18 protein-coding genes and 1 riboswitch are annotated in these 15,729 nt (G+C 35.7%); of the genes, 2 read left to right on the forward strand and 16 right to left on the reverse strand.

Features of this window, described 5'->3' with window-relative positions; all coding sequences use genetic code 11:
* Positions 1 to 63: 63 nt before the first annotated feature.
* The 14 genes from folE to CWO92_RS25320 all read right to left on the reverse strand — a co-directional run bounded on the left by folE (position 64) and on the right by CWO92_RS25320 (position 11,176).
* Complete coding sequence (gene folE / locus CWO92_RS08245; protein ID WP_101353737.1) at positions 64 to 651, reverse strand: GTP cyclohydrolase I; 588 nt, start codon at positions 649 to 651, stop codon at positions 64 to 66.
* Positions 652 to 654: 3 nt separating this feature from the next.
* Entirely contained in the window at positions 655 to 1,368 is a 714-nt protein-coding gene (gene queE, locus CWO92_RS08250; protein ID WP_101353738.1) for a 7-carboxy-7-deazaguanine synthase QueE, read from the reverse strand.
* On the reverse strand, positions 1,361 to 1,798 hold the full coding sequence (gene queD, locus CWO92_RS08255) for a 6-carboxytetrahydropterin synthase QueD (protein ID WP_101353739.1): 438 nt from the start codon (positions 1,796 to 1,798) through the stop codon (positions 1,361 to 1,363). The genes queE and queD overlap by 8 nt, the downstream gene beginning before the upstream one ends.
* A 20-nt stretch (positions 1,799 to 1,818) precedes the next feature.
* Positions 1,819 to 2,475 carry a 7-cyano-7-deazaguanine synthase QueC gene (gene queC, locus CWO92_RS08260; protein ID WP_101353740.1) on the reverse strand — a complete coding sequence of 219 codons (657 nt, stop codon included), beginning with the start codon at positions 2,473 to 2,475 and terminating at the stop codon, positions 1,819 to 1,821.
* A gap of 52 nt (positions 2,476 to 2,527) precedes the next feature.
* Positions 2,528 to 2,570: riboswitch (PreQ1 riboswitch) on the reverse strand.
* Positions 2,571 to 3,016: 446 nt separating this feature from the next.
* Positions 3,017 to 3,181, reverse strand: a complete 165-nt coding sequence (locus CWO92_RS25315; RefSeq protein ID WP_165786639.1) for a hypothetical protein — start codon at positions 3,179 to 3,181, stop codon at positions 3,017 to 3,019.
* Positions 3,182 to 3,527: 346 nt separating this feature from the next.
* Complete coding sequence (locus CWO92_RS08265; RefSeq protein ID WP_101353741.1) at positions 3,528 to 3,923, reverse strand: VOC family protein; 396 nt, start codon at positions 3,921 to 3,923, stop codon at positions 3,528 to 3,530.
* A 50-nt stretch (positions 3,924 to 3,973) separates the two neighbouring features.
* Positions 3,974 to 4,405, reverse strand: coding sequence for a DNA-binding protein (locus CWO92_RS08270; RefSeq protein WP_101353742.1), 432 nt, complete (start codon positions 4,403 to 4,405; stop codon positions 3,974 to 3,976).
* Positions 4,406 to 4,693: 288 nt separating this feature from the next.
* On the reverse strand, positions 4,694 to 6,544 hold the full coding sequence (locus CWO92_RS08275; protein WP_101353743.1) for an ABC transporter permease: 1,851 nt from the start codon (positions 6,542 to 6,544) through the stop codon (positions 4,694 to 4,696).
* Complete coding sequence (locus CWO92_RS08280; RefSeq protein WP_101353744.1) at positions 6,544 to 7,317, reverse strand: ABC transporter ATP-binding protein; 774 nt, start codon at positions 7,315 to 7,317, stop codon at positions 6,544 to 6,546. Before CWO92_RS08280 ends, CWO92_RS08275 begins: the two co-directional genes overlap by 1 nt.
* An 18-nt stretch (positions 7,318 to 7,335) precedes the next feature.
* Complete coding sequence (locus CWO92_RS08285; protein WP_101353745.1) at positions 7,336 to 7,695, reverse strand: YxeA family protein; 360 nt, start codon at positions 7,693 to 7,695, stop codon at positions 7,336 to 7,338.
* A 195-nt stretch (positions 7,696 to 7,890) separates the two neighbouring features.
* Positions 7,891 to 9,399 carry a HAMP domain-containing sensor histidine kinase gene (locus CWO92_RS08290; RefSeq protein WP_101353746.1) on the reverse strand — a complete coding sequence of 503 codons (1,509 nt, stop codon included), beginning with the start codon at positions 9,397 to 9,399 and terminating at the stop codon, positions 7,891 to 7,893.
* The gene (locus CWO92_RS08295; protein WP_101353747.1) at positions 9,383 to 10,084 is read right to left on the reverse strand and encodes a response regulator transcription factor; all 702 of its coding nucleotides are present in this window, start codon (positions 10,082 to 10,084) and stop codon (positions 9,383 to 9,385) included. Before CWO92_RS08295 ends, CWO92_RS08290 begins: the two co-directional genes overlap by 17 nt.
* A 693-nt stretch (positions 10,085 to 10,777) precedes the next feature.
* Positions 10,778 to 10,978, reverse strand: coding sequence for a hotdog family protein (locus tag CWO92_RS08305; protein ID WP_101353748.1), 201 nt, complete (start codon positions 10,976 to 10,978; stop codon positions 10,778 to 10,780).
* Between the two features lie 54 nt (positions 10,979 to 11,032).
* Positions 11,033 to 11,176 (reverse strand): hypothetical protein, encoded by a 144-nt coding sequence (locus CWO92_RS25320; protein WP_165786641.1) that lies wholly within the window; start codon positions 11,174 to 11,176, stop codon positions 11,033 to 11,035.
* A 367-nt stretch (positions 11,177 to 11,543) separates the two neighbouring features.
* Between CWO92_RS25320 and CWO92_RS08310 the strand changes: the two genes are divergently transcribed.
* Positions 11,544 to 12,020 (forward strand): hypothetical protein, encoded by a 477-nt coding sequence (locus CWO92_RS08310; RefSeq protein ID WP_101353749.1) that lies wholly within the window; start codon positions 11,544 to 11,546, stop codon positions 12,018 to 12,020.
* Positions 12,021 to 12,461: 441 nt separating this feature from the next.
* On the opposite strand, the gene CWO92_RS25325 is transcribed toward CWO92_RS08310, so the two are convergent.
* Entirely contained in the window at positions 12,462 to 12,599 is a 138-nt protein-coding gene (locus tag CWO92_RS25325; protein ID WP_165786642.1) for a hypothetical protein, read from the reverse strand.
* A 319-nt stretch (positions 12,600 to 12,918) separates the two neighbouring features.
* Here CWO92_RS25325 and CWO92_RS08315 point away from each other — a divergent pair, with 319 nt between their 5' ends.
* Positions 12,919 to 14,154, forward strand: a complete 1,236-nt coding sequence (locus CWO92_RS08315; RefSeq protein ID WP_101353750.1) for a multidrug effflux MFS transporter — start codon at positions 12,919 to 12,921, stop codon at positions 14,152 to 14,154.
* A 365-nt stretch (positions 14,155 to 14,519) separates the two neighbouring features.
* Here the strand turns inward: CWO92_RS08315 and CWO92_RS08320 are convergent, their stop codons facing one another.
* Complete coding sequence (locus tag CWO92_RS08320) at positions 14,520 to 15,614, reverse strand: NADH-dependent flavin oxidoreductase (RefSeq protein WP_101353751.1); 1,095 nt, start codon at positions 15,612 to 15,614, stop codon at positions 14,520 to 14,522.
* Between the last annotated feature and the right edge of the window lie 115 nt (positions 15,615 to 15,729).

The following is a 15,729-nucleotide window of genomic DNA, read 5'->3' on the forward strand; positions in this document are numbered from 1 at the left end:
TTGTTTTTAGATAAAAAACCCTGAAAAAAGTAATCTCCTTCCAGGGTTTCCGCTTAATAAAAATTATTTACTACTAGCAAGTTGGATTGATGCGAGTACCTCTTTCTTATCAATTTCTCCGAGACTTGCGGTTGTTATTGTAGTGGATTGGTGTTTTTTTACTCCGCGGACTTTCATACAGAAATGTTCCGCTTTCATGATTACAAATACACCTTTAGCATTCAGTTGTTCATATAAATACGCAGCAACTTCATTTGTGAGTCGTTCTTGGATTTGCGGTCGGGATGCGAAATAATCTAATACTCTAGCTCCTTTGGAAAGTCCCATGACCCTATCATTAGGAAGATAGGCGATAGTGGCCGTTCCAACAAAAGGTTGGAAATGGTGTTCGCATAAAGAGTTAAAAGGAATATTTTCTATTACAACTAGATCCCTTGATGTATTTTTATCTATTGGAAAGGTTGTAATAATTGGCGGTTCTGTAAATAATCCATTACATGTTTCATTTACCAGCATTTTCGCTACTCTTTCCGGCGTATCTTTTATCGAAGGATCATCTAAATCTAAGCCAAGTTCTTCTATAATTCTAGCAAAATGCTCGGAAATTTTTCGCTTTTTCAAGTCATAGTCCATAGTAGTTACTTGATTCATAAATTATACACCTCGCTTATTTGCCCAAACTAATGCATGTAGTTGCGGCAAAGCACGTACATTATTCATTTCGGGATCTTCGATTACTTTGCTCCATAACCAATCTAGAGAATTTAATAATCGTGAAGATATATCACCTGTCTCATAAGGATCCTTATTCCCTACAGATACATAAAAATCTATGGAAGGATACCGTTTATGAACCATTCTGGAGTAGTCAAAATCCTCATCATTAAAGACAACTACCTTTAGGCTCATTCTATTTTCATCTAAATTTTCTATTATTCTATCTAATACATCAAAGTCGGTCTTCATCCCGCTGCTAGGAGGCTTCGGGCTGATGGTTAAATCATCGACTAAGGTAAACCATTCCTGCCAGCGGCTTCCTTGTGTTTCTAAGCCAACTCTTATATCATGTTCATGGAAAATCTTAATCAATTCCATCATCGGTTTCCCAATCAATGCAGGATTTCCTCCACTTATCGTTACATGATTAAAATTGTGACTGCCTAGTAGTTTCAACTCCTGAAAAACTTCGGATGGAGTTAGTAATCTAATATTATCTTTTTCCGATCCATCCCATGTAAAAGCCGAATCGCACCATGCACAACGATAATCACAGCCTGCCGTCCGAACGAACATGGTTTTTCTTCCTATTACCATGCCCTCTCCTTGTATCGTAGGACCAAATATCTCTATAACAGGGATCTTACTCATGTCGGTCGTTCCCTTCGTTTCTGGGTCTATAGATAACATAAGACGTTGGTGTTTCTCGAACCAACACCTGGATACATTTTGGTAGATTCGGTAAAGTATCTAAATAATTGGCAACCAATTCGTAAATGGTTTGCGCCACGGCCTCTGTAGATGGAGGCAACTTTTCAAATTCAGGAAAATCATTTAATAGCTTATGATCATATCTTCCGTGCACTAATTTCTTTAAATCACTAAAATTAACCAGCATCCCCATTTCATCGAGGTCATCCCCTGCAATGGTTAGATTGACAAAATAAGTGTGCCCATGAGTAAAGGAACACTTCCCTGCTTTCTCATTTGGGATAAAATGAGCAGTCGAGAAGTTCATATCTTTATTTAATTCAAAACGATATGGATGTGGAGCTGGTTGCGGGTAAAATTGTTGTATCATATCGGTCATCTCCTAACTCACTATTTTCTGATTTTCAAATATTCTTCAAGACCATGTTTTCTTAATTTACAAGCTGGGCACTCTCCACACCCATCCGCGATTATCCCGTTATAGCATGTTAAAGTATTTTCACGGACAAAATCAAAAGCATCAAGTTCATCTGCTAGTTTCCAAGTTTCACATTTATCCAACCACATTAGCGGGGTATGAATTACAAAATCCTGATCCATCGAAAGATTTAAAGTAACATTCAAAGACTTCACAAAAATATCTCGGCAATCGGGATATCCGCTAAAATCAGTTTCACAGACTCCAGTTACAATATGTTTAGCCCCCACTTGACTAGCTAATACACCTGCAAAGGACATAAACAACAGATTTCTTCCAGGAACAAAGGTGGATGGCAGACTTCCGTTCTCCCCATCTTTTACCTGGATATCGTCTCTGGTTAAAGCATTCGGAGCTAATTGATTTAATAAGGACATATCTAAAATATGGTGTTTGACACCAAGCTGATTTGCAATATTTTTGGCGCATTCAATTTCTAACTTGTGCCTCTGATTATAATCGAAGGTTACAGCAACGACTTCTTCAAATCGTTCCTTCGCCCAAAATAAACAAGTGGTACTATCCTGGCCGCCGCTAAAGACAACAACCGCTTTTTCTTTTTTCTTCATCTTAAACTCTCCCTTGTACAGAAAAACAGGACTACTAACGAAAGCAGTCCTGTTTTCCTTAGTTTTTTAAAGAGGGTAGCTAGAACCTCTACCGCGTTTTGCGGATTTTTATTTAGTTGACTTTTTGATTTTAACAGATGTTTAGCATTTTTGCATATGAAAATAGACTCAATTAGAGATTTCCGAAAATTTTAACGCCATAATAAATACTTCTTCAATAGCAAATAAAGAATCTTACTTTGCTGTTTTGTACTTTATGCCCATTTAACTACTAGATGAATCAAGCTAACACCATAAAGCGTGTTAGAAACATAGATTCCCATTAAGGATCTTTATCCATTACCGCACAAGATACTTATTTCGTCCTCATAACAAAACAACGCTTGAATGTAATTTCTAATATAGTATTTTGGGCCTGCATTGCAGCACACAAAACAATTTCATACCAAAATTAATGTAAACGCTACGCAATTGCTTTTTAATTGTCTCGTACATATAGTAAAAGAAAATGTATTATCTGTGCGAAATAAGAATTAGCCAGTCAGTGGATATTTAATTTTTTGGAGAGTGAATCATTAAGAAACTCGGTTAAAACGATGATAAAGGAAACATTTGAAGGACCTCCAGTTCCTGTAAAAGGAAGTTGGTTCACATGTTCGGGACCGAATTCTGGAATTTTCGGTGTCATAGATGGCATGTCTTGCAACCAAACCCCCATGTCCGTCATGGAACAACATTGGCAGCACATACGGATCACGTCTAAACAAATGAATTATTAAAAAGGGGGAAACAACCGCAAATAGATTGACGAAAAAGTTGGGATATTCATTCTAAAGATGAACAGCAATGGAACCAAATTCAGGAAGGATTGCGAAATGAATACGTAACACTTTAGAATTGATTGATATTATTGAATGGAACAAATGAAGTATTATCTTCTTTGCTCGGCAAATATTAAAAGGCATACAGTTTGATGATTTAGTAGACATAAAGGTGCACCTGTCGATTTGGGGGCACCTATTGTTTTTCATCATTGGTACCGAAGATGATTATTAAGGGAGATTTATTTGCCACGAAACTCCGAATCGGTCATTTACCCATCCAAACTTTTTACTGAAACCATAATCGTCCAAAGGCATAAGAGCTTGTCCACCTTCAAGGAGGTTCTCATAAAGATTGCTCAATTCTTCTTCCGTATTACAGGTAATAAAGATGGAGAAAGATGGGGTGAAAGAGAACGGATGTTTTACATAACTATCAATACACATAAATTCTTGCCCTTTTAAGGTAAAAGTAGCCTGCATCACGGTGCCTTCTGGACCAGCTTCGTTTGCCCCATATCTAACAATGCTTGTAATTTGAGAATCCTCTATGATGGAGGTATAAAAATTCACCGCTTCTTCTGCGTTGCCATCTTGAAACATTAAAAATGGTGTTACCTTTTCCATCATACATACTCCTTTCCATATATATCATTTAAAGTATAATTCATGATAGTTTAGAACAATTCCTTTTTAGAATTTGATAATTCAATGATATAAGAAGTACATTCTTTTATTTTTGAATGATTACGCGAACTAAAAAATTTGTATACGTTACAAAATCCATAGTTCTTCTTATTTTCTAATATAAAGGTACCGTTTACAGAGCCATCATAGCCGTGAGTAATTATGTTGGTTATGTGCAGTTCCGTTACTTTGTTATGATGCATTTGTTTTAATGTTTCGACAAAATTCTCCTTCCCGTGAATACGTTTTTTTCCGATTATATTCCATTGAAAATCATCGGTAATATTATCATTAATAGACAGTAAATCGTTTTTAGCAAAAGCAATGGTTAATTCCTTAAGATGCTGTTTTTTGGGGGCATTTCCACAATCATCGGGGCAAATTATTTTTAAGTTATTGTTTTCGTATGTTCTAGAATCCATTAGACTCCCCTCCCATTTAAAAATTTTTTCGAACAGTCAAAATCAGTTTTGTGTTCCATAATGATTGTAAATCAAAGTAACCACCATGAATAGTTTCATTTCAATTCTTTACAATCTCATCCATATTTTATCATAAATTATGGGTATTCTTTAAAGCCATTATATACCCCTTCAATGGAATAGAAGTATCGAAATTCTATATTAAAAAAGCCGCATTTCTCCATGTTTAAATGGAGAAATGCGGCTTTATAGTTTCTACAATAATGTGCCAAAATTAATTTACAAAATTTATATTTTTTTCGGCATAACAATTCCTTTATATAAATGAACTGTAATAAGATAATAAGCCGTGTAAACGGTGAAAAAAATAACAATTGGCAGACAGATGTGATAATAAGGATCGATTAAGATAAATCCAAAAATGTTCATTCCTATTAATACATGAGTCATGCCTAGGATTGCTGGAATTAAAAATACGAAGAATAACTCTTTATAGATGGACTTCGTTAGTATTTCACGACGGACTCCGATTTTACGAAGCATTTGATACCGGGTAATATCTGATGTTGCCCCAGATAGGATTTTAAACATTAAACAACTTGCCATCATCGCTAAGAATGCAAACCCTAAAAAGAAACCCATAAATACGGCTCCACTTGAGACAGTGTAAAATTCATGATAGATTTTATATTTACTTAGTATACCATCCGCTTTAATATCCTTATATTTTACCAACTGCAACTTATCTAGCTTCTTCCACTCTTTTGTATATGCAATAAAATCATCTGTTCTACCAGTAAAAATAACCCCTGCTTTGCCTTGTAATTCATGATACATTTTTAGGTCTACAATTTTTATTGGCTTGTTAAAATCATCTATATAAATAGGTTGCATATTTATTAAAGCATCTTGCCAATCCTCCGGAATTATAGTATTTTGTTTGTTTTCATGACTATAAGCTGAAACAGATCCCACAGGAAGATTTTTAGAAACACGTTTAAGTTTAGCGGTATTTCCCTCACCGCTTCTAACATAAATTAATGGCGGATATTTCTTCAGATCTTCTTTAACATAATAAAAGAATTGGTCGTCCACTTTATAACGATATTCCCCTTTTTCTTTAAATGGAATGTCATCTAGGATTTTCATCTCCTCCGTTGTTGGGTTATTAATTACTGAATCATATATTTCGAAACGATCTGCCGAGATCATCGCATTATTTTTAAAGGCCAAGCCACCTGAAATAGCACCTGCACCAAGTGCAATTAGCATGGCTACTGTGGCTAACACCTTGGTTAAACCGTTGATTCTGAAATTTAATTGTGCAAATGTAAAGGCATTAAGACCTTTTTCGTTGTATGTTTTATTTGCTTTTAGTTTTTTAACAAAAAGTGGCAAAAATGCTTCAAAAAACAAATACGTACCTGCTGTTGTTGAAAGCATGGCAATCATGATTCCAAGTAATTTCAACTTTTCCAAATAGACCATGGATGCATAGCCAATACCTAACAAGATCAGGGAGAAAAGCGCAACTATACCAGTCATTTTTCCTTTAATTAGGATAGAATCTGCGTAAGTATCTCCGTGAACAAGCTGCAGAATCGAAATTCGCGATAATTTAATACTATTTATAATGGCGGATAGGATAAATAACAAACAGAAGAAGATAAAAGTAACGGTCATCGATGGAATGTATATTGCATGATAACCATTCGCAGTAAAATCCAGCTGTTTCATAAGCAACTTGCCAATCCCTTGTGCAAGCCCGGAGCCGACTAAAATCCCAATCAATAGTGATGCTGCCCCGATAATGATTATTTCGATAAACATTAGAAGTATAATTTTATTTTTCTTCGCTCCTAATGTTATATACATTCCAAATTCTTTCCGCCGGAGAGACATCATGAAAGAATTCGCATAAAACATATAGAAAAATGTTATGATAGCCAGTAAAACGGACCCTGTTTGAAAAACATAGCCGATTGACTTAATCGTTGTGTTTGCTTCAAGGAATGTTTTATTTAAAGCTAATGTTTGAAACATATAAAAAATGGCAATGGACATAACTAGTCCAACAAGTAAAACAATGTAATCTTTTAACTTACTTTTTACTCCTGATATGGAAAGTTTAAATAACATCATGAACCTCCTCTCGCTGATTGAGTACCTATATCTGCAAGTGCATCTAAAATTTCTTTATAAAACGCTTCACGTGTACCACTGCGATGAATTTCTTTGTATAATCCCCCGTCACGAATAAATAAAATACGCCGACAATAACTTGCACTAAACGCATCATGGGTAACCATTAAGATTGATACACCTTGTTTTTCATTTAAGTTCTCCATTGACCGTAAAAGGCTTGTTGCGTTTTTGGAATCAAGCGCCCCAGTTGGCTCGTCTGCTAAAATAATGGCTGGCTCATGGACAATTGCACGTGCTGCTGCCGTACGTTGCTTTTGTCCTCCGGAAACCTCTGACGGATATTTACCAAGAATCGCGGAAATCCCTAATCCCCCTGCTACTTTTTCCACTTTCGGTCCAATCTTTCCTGAAGAGACACCTTGCAGTGAGAGTGGGAGTGCAATATTTTCATAGATCGTTAAATTTTCAAGTAAGTTGAAGTCTTGAAAAATAAACCCTAACTTTTGAGATCGGAAGTCAGTCAGGTCACTTTGTTTCATCTTCGTAATATCCTTGCCGTCAATTTCAACTGTGCCATTTGTAGCTGTATCTAGTGTTGAAATCACATTTAGTAATGTTGTTTTTCCAGAACCGGATGGGCCCATAATGCCAACAAATTCCCCTTCTTGAATGGAGAAGGATAATCCTTTTAATGCATGTGATTGGTTTTCGCCTTTTTTTCCATATACTTTTTGTACATTTTTCACATTAACAACAAATTTCTTCATATTTCCTACCTCCATAAGTTATCTGTTCTTAAGCGTTTCTCTTGCCTTTTCAGGTACATCCTTCTCTGTTACTATCTCGTATTCAAAAACATATTTACCTTTTACATGTACTTTCAAATAACTATTTTTGGGGAAATTTTTAACGGAAGACGTTACTTTAATTTCTTCTACCTTTTCTGACTCATCTACCCCATCTAATAGGAACATATATCTATGCTCAAAATCAGGGTCGGGTTTTCCTTCTTTATTTACAAGTACATACACGTCCTTTTCTTTAATAAATGGATTGAATCTATCACGATTTTCCTTTCCAATAAGGAAAAATACGCCGACCCCCATAATAATCACGACGAGTGTTGCAAATAACCATTTTTTCATCTTTTATTTCCACCTTTCTCTACCTATTAAAATTTTTTGATACTCCAAAGTATAAAGTGCGTTCTTTAATAAAAAATGGAAAAACTTCTTAAGGTTTTCTTAACAGATGAATGAAATGACCATATTTTTGCGCAAAAAAAGAACCCTTAAAATGTAAGGGTCCTTGAAAAAACATCCTTTATTTTGGATGATGCATTATTGTTCTGGTGATATTGGCAACCAAATAATAAATTGGACAACGCCATTTTCATATTCCGCCTTAATCTCTCCTCCTTGCAGTTCTACAATGTTTTTTACTATTGCAAGGCCAAGTCCTGAACCTTCAGCCACTCTACTTCTTGAATGATCTGTTTTATAAAAACGTTCAAATAGGTTTTCTAACTCTTCTTTGGTAAATTCATCGCTTTGGTTTGCGATGGATACTTCCAGATAATGCTCATGTCTTTGAAGAAAAACCTGAATATCTCCGTTATCTTTGCTATATTTAATGGCATTCATTAATAAATTGTCAAACAGTCGTACCGTTTGTTCTGAATCGACAAAGGCATATAAAAGTTCGTCAGGAAATTTTTTCTCAATGGACAAGCCATGGCTTTCTGCTTGCGGTGTAATCTCGTCGATTAATTGGCCCAGGAGTTTATTGATGCAGACATCTTGTTGAGTTAAGGACATATTTCCGTCACTAAGCTTTGTATACTCAAACAAATCTTCGATTAAATTTTCCAATTGCTGCGATTTTGAAAAAGCAATTTTTATATATTCATTACTTTTTTCTTTATTTTCAAATTTTCCATCACGCAGCAAGCGTAAATAACCAATGATTGAGGTCAATGGTGTTCTTAAATCATGTGATACATTTGTAATCAATTCATTTTTTTGCTTCTCCAATCTCCGTTCTTTTTCCATTTTGTTCATTAGTTCTTCCGCCATATTATTAATGTGTTCGGTTAATGAGGCAATTTCATCTTGCCCTTTTTGTTTAATACGAAAACCCAAGTTTCCTTTTGCAATCTCTTTAACACCATGTGCCATTGCTTCAATCTGTTTCATCTTTCTCTTCGTTATCATGAGAAAAGAAAATATGAAAACAAGCATTCCGATTAAAAATGGAAAAGGGCCTTCTCTTGTACTATAAGTTACATTCCCTTCTGGAATTCCGCTTACAAACATGTATAAGTTCTTATCTTTAATTGTAAGTGGGTAAAACGCAATGAACTCTTTGCGCGATTCCCATTCCGGTTCGTCCCCACTTGTATACGTCGGCTGGTTTATAGCAAAGGACATAACATTACTAATGGTATCATGAAGATTGATCTGAACTTCCTGTGCTTGTTTTGTTTTATACAATACTTTTCCACTTTCATCCGTCACAAGCACTTTTAAAGCGGTTCTATTTTCTAGTAATAATTCATTTTGTTCATTGATAAATTTTTTTATCGCTCCCATCGTATTTTCTTTAACGGTTGTTTCTGCTGTAATTTTAGCTTGCCAATTAATACTTTGCATATCCTGGCTATAATCAATCGTTGCCTTTTTATTTATGTTTTCAAATATTGGCGCTGCTATTCTTGATGCAAAAAAAGCCAATAATGCACAAACAATAAAGGTGGTAATTAACTGAATTCTAATACTCCGACTTATTCTGATTATCATTTTTTCAATAAGGCGTTTTATAAAATGAATGGGATTAATTTTCTTTTTCAATTTTATATCCCACTCCCCAAACCGTTTTGATATATCTTGGTTTTCTTGGGTTTTCCTCAACTTTTTCACGGATTTTTCGAATATGCACCATGACTGTATTGTCTGATTGATAAGACGGTTCTTTCCACACTGTTTCATAAATTTGATCCACACTAAATACGATGCCACGATTCCGGGCAAGAAGTTCTAGAATGGAGAACTCTCTTGGCGTTAGTTTTACTTCCTGATCCCCAATCATTACTTCATGTGTCGCTACATTAATTACCATCTCTTCAATTACAATTTCGTTTTCCTTTTGAACAAAACCACCACTCATCGTCATATACCTGCGGAGCTGCGATTTAATTCGCGCTATCAGTTCTAGTGGATTAAAAGGTTTCGTTACATAGTCGTCTGCTCCAGTTGTTAATCCCATAATTTTATCCATATCTTGAGTCTTTGCGGAAAGCATAATAATCGGCATTTCCGCTATTTCTCGTACTTTTATACACATATGAATACCATCAATTTTAGGCATCATTATATCGAGTACAATTAAATGTACTTCATTATTTCTCAAAATTTCTAGACCTTCTTCACCATCACTAGCAAGTAATACTTCGTATCCTTCATTCTTTAAATAGATTGCTATGAGGTCTCTAATCTCCTTTTCATCATCCACTACAAGTATTGTTTCTCTACTCATGAAAAATCCCCCAATTGTCAAAAATACCTTCACATGTCAGTTTAAATTAAATTTCTTAAAAAAATAGAGGTTGAATTCTGAAGTATTTCTTAAGATAATAATACATTTTGTATAGCTCAAAATACATTTGTAACTTCATAAATTCAATTCTTCTAAATCTTGTTTGGGAAAACCTAGCACTTCAGAAATTTATATAAGGAACTGCCGCTGTTTGATGCAACAATTCTCCAACTCTCGTAATTATCATACAGTATCATCTCATTTCTGTTATTATTCCGTTAATTAGTTTTATTATATATCAATAGAGTGTACGCTATTGATATAATTGTAATAGACTGATACATTCATAGTTACGCGTTGTCCAGAAGATTCGTTCATGGAGCAGAAAATTAAAACAGTATTTACTTGACCTGCTTCCATTGACCAATAGCATTTGCAATGAGCTTTTCCATGCTGCTTCCTTCGCCATGTATATCTTTTACATATTTTGGCCGAACGCCAAGATAGGTTGCCAGTTCATGCGACGTATAGAATCATTTTCGTTATAGCTCATAAATCCTTCTATATCCTTTGCAGCAAGTCCTGCATCTTTCAGCGCAGTTCATGCTGCGTCCAAAGCCATATGTATTGGTGTTGTTCCTGATTTTCGGGAACGTCTATTTTCTCCTACCCCTACAATGGCATAACGATCTTTTATATTCTCCATAAATTTCCTCCCTTTTTCATTCCATGAAATGTGAGTATGGCAGTACCAGAACCTACTAGTTCTTCCGGTGCCTTTTCAGCAAATAGATCAAACTCTACTAAACGCTTGTTATCTTTTTCATACACATGTTTCACATTTCCATAACAAGTAAGGGTATCACCTGGTCTTGTTATGGCTCCAAATCTCATTTGAAAGTCGGAAACTTGCGCTTCATCCCCAGCAAGCTTCTCCTACATATTGTCCTAAAAACCCATAATGAGCATTCCATGTGCAATCACTCCTGGCATGCCAACATTTTTCGCAAAATCGGATTGTTCTTTATGATAAATACAAATCACCAAAAAGCTATTAATTTTTTTCATCCATTGGTGAGGAGTCCCCTTCATTTTGGCCAATCCACCACTCTACTACTTCAATCATATCTTTGTATGATACCTCCTAGACAATGATTGACTAATAATTATGCATTTATGTAGACATGGAGGCTGGGACATAAGTAAAAAAATCATTGGAATTGGTTATAATCTACGAAAGCAAAAACGCATGAAATCAAGGTTTTTAAATTTGATTTCATGCGTTTTTTTTGATTTTCACTGCGTTGTGTCCCAGCCTCCTTCACCTTACTTATTAATAGTCCTGCATGTTGGATGGAGAGTCATTATTTCCCCAATTGTTTTTCGTCCATAACAGAAGGAAATATAAGGAAAATATCGAATAGATATATAAGATCCTTTTTTTGATAGGAGTGACAAAATGATTTATTTTATTATTGGTTTAGCGGTACTTATTGTGGTTATCTTGGCTATAAGGTCTTCGAGAAGGAGAAATGAAGATTCCCGACTAAAGGAATATCACATTTACACATATGTCGTAATGGAAAAAGAAGACGAAGAAGTGTTTGATAATGCGGATGAAAAATTATGGGAACTTGCAGAAACCTATCCTTTTCTAATTCCTGGCCAAATATTTTGCAGAGAAGATAGATATAACGACACATGGGAAAACGATTGGGATGAATTAATTACTAATACCAATTATTCGAAGGAAAAAGAACCTTATTATCTATTTTTTAGTGAACCAATCCAAAACAGAAAAAATGCCCCAAGTATTCTATGGGATACGAAAGTATTGGAGACAAACAATATAGAAGAAGTAAGAAAATGGTGTGAAAAATTTGAACAGAATATTTTTAAGGAACAGAGCTCATATGAATACCGAGTAGGTTTATAATGTGTAGACTAGTATTTTCATTTTTCGCATAATATATTATGTACAAAGATATATATAAAGAACGCCGATGCTATTACATCAGCGTTCAGCAACTATTCCGCAAGTAGTGCGGTGGCTCATCGAAGATCCCTTTACCTATAGCATACAAGATGGGTTCCTTTTCTCTTTTTGATTGGTGTTTGTCTAGTTCTAGCAATATACTCTGCTTTAGTAGAATTTCTGATAGAAACGTTTCTCTAGTAAAATAATAAATCACACAATAAAAGTGCCCAAGACATCCTACATGTTTAGTAGAAATTAGGCTGATTTGCGCAACTTAATTCAGCAGAAACATCATGAAAGCTCTGCGCTAAATTTTCCTATAATTATCAAAACCACATACATTCTTCCTTAAACTATCTTTCTATGTATACTTACCTGAAAGATAGTTTAATATCTTACCTATTGTTTTTTAATTGGAGTAACTACTGAGAATAAACTTTCCGTAGGATCTGTTACTTTGACCTCGATAATCTTGTATCCGTTTTTTCCGTCTTTACTTTCGTTTGTCCTTGATATTCTCAACTTCATGTCTTCCATTTTCTTCTTACCCCCGTATTTATAAAATTGCTCACAGTAGGCAGTATATGATGGAATTTAAAATATGTTCATCAATTTTTTAATTAATTTTAAAAATGGTTCGCCCTAATTTTTGTATGCTTTAAATAAAATCACATAAGTAAATTTTTCTGTTTACCCCTAAATGAAATGCAGTTATAATGAAAATTATGTAATTTCGGAAATCGAAAGGAAATACAAATAAAATATTGACATTTTATAGGGGGTGTTGATCAAATAACTGGGCAAAGACATTAACACAGGTTTCATTCTAAATATATAATCGAAAGGCGAGGAAAAATTGAAAACACCTAGTGGAAAACAACGAATACAACTTGCTGTACTTTTAGGATCACTTGGACTTTTAGGACCTTTTACAATAGATACGTACTTGCCGTCCTTTCCAACTATTGTAAAAGATTTTCATACCACCGCTTCACTTGTACAAATTAGTTTAACGGCCTGTTTATTAGGACTTGGGGCAGGACAATTATTTATTGGTCCATTGAGCGATGTGAAAGGCCGCCGAATACCATTGTTATTTTTTCTATGTTTATACTTAATAGCCTCTTTAACTTGCTCGTTTGCACCCAATATTTATTTCCTTATTATATCTCGTTTTATCCAAGGCTTTGCTGCAGCTGGCGGTCTAGTGGTATCCAGAGCCGTTGTCAGAGACCTTTTCAGCGGTAAGGAATTAACTAAGTTCTTTACTCTCATGGTGTTAGTCGGTAACCTTGGCCCTATCGTTGCACCTGTTGCCGGCGGGATTATCCTTTCTTTTACAAAATGGAATGGGGTCTTTGTCGTTTTGGCGTGTATCGGCGCGACCTTAATCTTCATCGTTTCATTGAAACTAAAAGAAACGTTGCCAGCAGAAAAACGTGTTCCAAGTAACTTGCCTCAGCTATTGGGCAATTTTGGCTCGTTATTCAAGAATCGTGAATTTATGGGATACGCGTTCACACAAGGATTTACGACTGCTGGAATTTTTGCCTATGTATCTGGTATTCCATTCGTCTATCAAAATATTTACCATGTCACTCCTCAACAGTTCAGTCTATTATTTGGAGTAAATGGCCTAGCATTAATTATTGGAAGTCAGTCCGTGGGGCGCTTTACAGACAGGATATCAGAACGGACATTCTTAAAGATCGGGTTAACTATCTCTAACGTTGCTGGAGCATGTTTGCTTATCGCCCTTCTTTTAAAAGCACCGATAATGGCCGTCGCTATCCCTATTTTCTTTTTTGTCCTATCAATCAGTATTATTGGTACGACTTCATTTGCATTGGCCATTGAATCACAAGGACATATTGCTGGCAGTGCATCTGCATTATTGGGCTTATTGCCATTTGTACTAGGATCCCTATCCGCTCCTCTTGTTGGAATAGCTGGATCCTATACAGGTGTACCGATGGGAGTCACTATCTTCGGTTCAAGTATTTTGGCGTTCCTGTCCTATTTTGTGTTAGTCAGGAGAGCTACAGTTCGGATACAAGGGGCGAAGTCTACGGAGCAGGTTTCTAAGTTATGACGTGGGAACGTTGCTTTTGATGATTACGAACCAGCATTCTATGATAAGGCTAATATCATTATTCGGAGATGATATGCCTATGGATTTCAAGAAACTCAAAAAAGCTAGCTAATTCGTTGGATGATAATGGTAACAAATTTAATAAAGAGTCAAAAATTAAAATCATTATCAAATATTAATCAGTTCCAATAGCGCAATGCTTTAAGGAGTAATCCTCCATTTAGGGAGAGTTACTTTTCTTTTGTCACTAAATAGTATTATAAGATTGTCAATAGATTTAACCATTTAAAAACACCCCGGAAGTTAGATCTTTTCCTCTAACTTCCGGGGTGCAATACTTTATTGGATGTAACGTTTATTGTATATTATTTAACGCCAGGTACCCAGCCAGGATTAGATTGCATCATACGCATCATCGGTCCAGGAATGACATTTTCTCGTGTCATATCCATTTCGGTAATGACTTCTTCCCCTGCTGCAATTTTCTCTACCCAATGCGGCTCAATTAATAATTCTCGCGCCAATGCTATTAGTTCTGCACCTGTTTCCATCGCTTCTGATGCATCTTTTTTCGAATAAATGGAGCCTACCCCAATAAGTGGCACGCGACCATCAATCACGCGATGAATAATTTTGATGCGATTTTCTTTCTCCCCTTCATAGCGTCTTGCTAATGAACGGAAATCCATGACTGAAATATGTAAATAATCCAGTGACTCATTTGCTAAACGATCTACAAGCTGTACCGTTTCATCCAGCGTAATTCCATCTTCCTCCGGCTCTTCTGGGCTGAACCGATAGCCAACGATAAAGGAATCATCTGCGTATTGTTGCTTTACGCGATTCACTTCTGCTACTACTTCTAATGGGAAACGCATACGCTTTTCTAGTGTACCACCGTATTCATCTGTACGTTTGTTTGTGAAACCAGAGAAAAATTGCTGTAATAAATATGTATTAGCACCATGTATTTCAACCCCATCATAGCCTGCTTCAATGGCACGACGTGTTGTTTCACCAAATGCTTTCACAACTTCTTGAATCTCTTCGATTGTTAATTCGCGAGCCTTGCCTCCATCTGCTGCTATCGTCTCACTAGCACTGACAACATCGCCATTTGGCACAAGTTCTCGTGGTGATTGGCGTCCACCGTGATAAATTTGTAAAATCGCTTTTGCACCGCCTTTATGAATCGCTTGTGCTACACTTCGTAAACTATCGATATATTCATCTTTATGCCCAGCGAATTGTCCTGGGAATCCTTTTCCGTTTGCAATTACATATGTACATGCCGTAATCACGGCTCCTACTCCATAGGAACGCTCCTCATAATACGCTAATTCTTCCTCCGATGCCGTATCATCTGGATTTGCAGAATACGTGGTCATCGGTGCCATCACAACACGGTTGCGTAGCTCAACTCCGTTATTAAATGTAAATGGTGTTAAATAAGTTGTCATTTTCATCACTCCTTGAAATTCATAGTAAACAAATCAGTTTTATTGGTCAAGCGTTCTGCTTTGCACCCTAAATTATTTTCAAATGTAATCATAAATATCTACAGAAATACTATTT

This window comes from Heyndrickxia camelliae, assembly GCF_002844575.1.
Classification (GTDB): Bacteria; Bacillota; Bacilli; order Bacillales; family Bacillaceae_C; genus Margalitia; species Margalitia camelliae.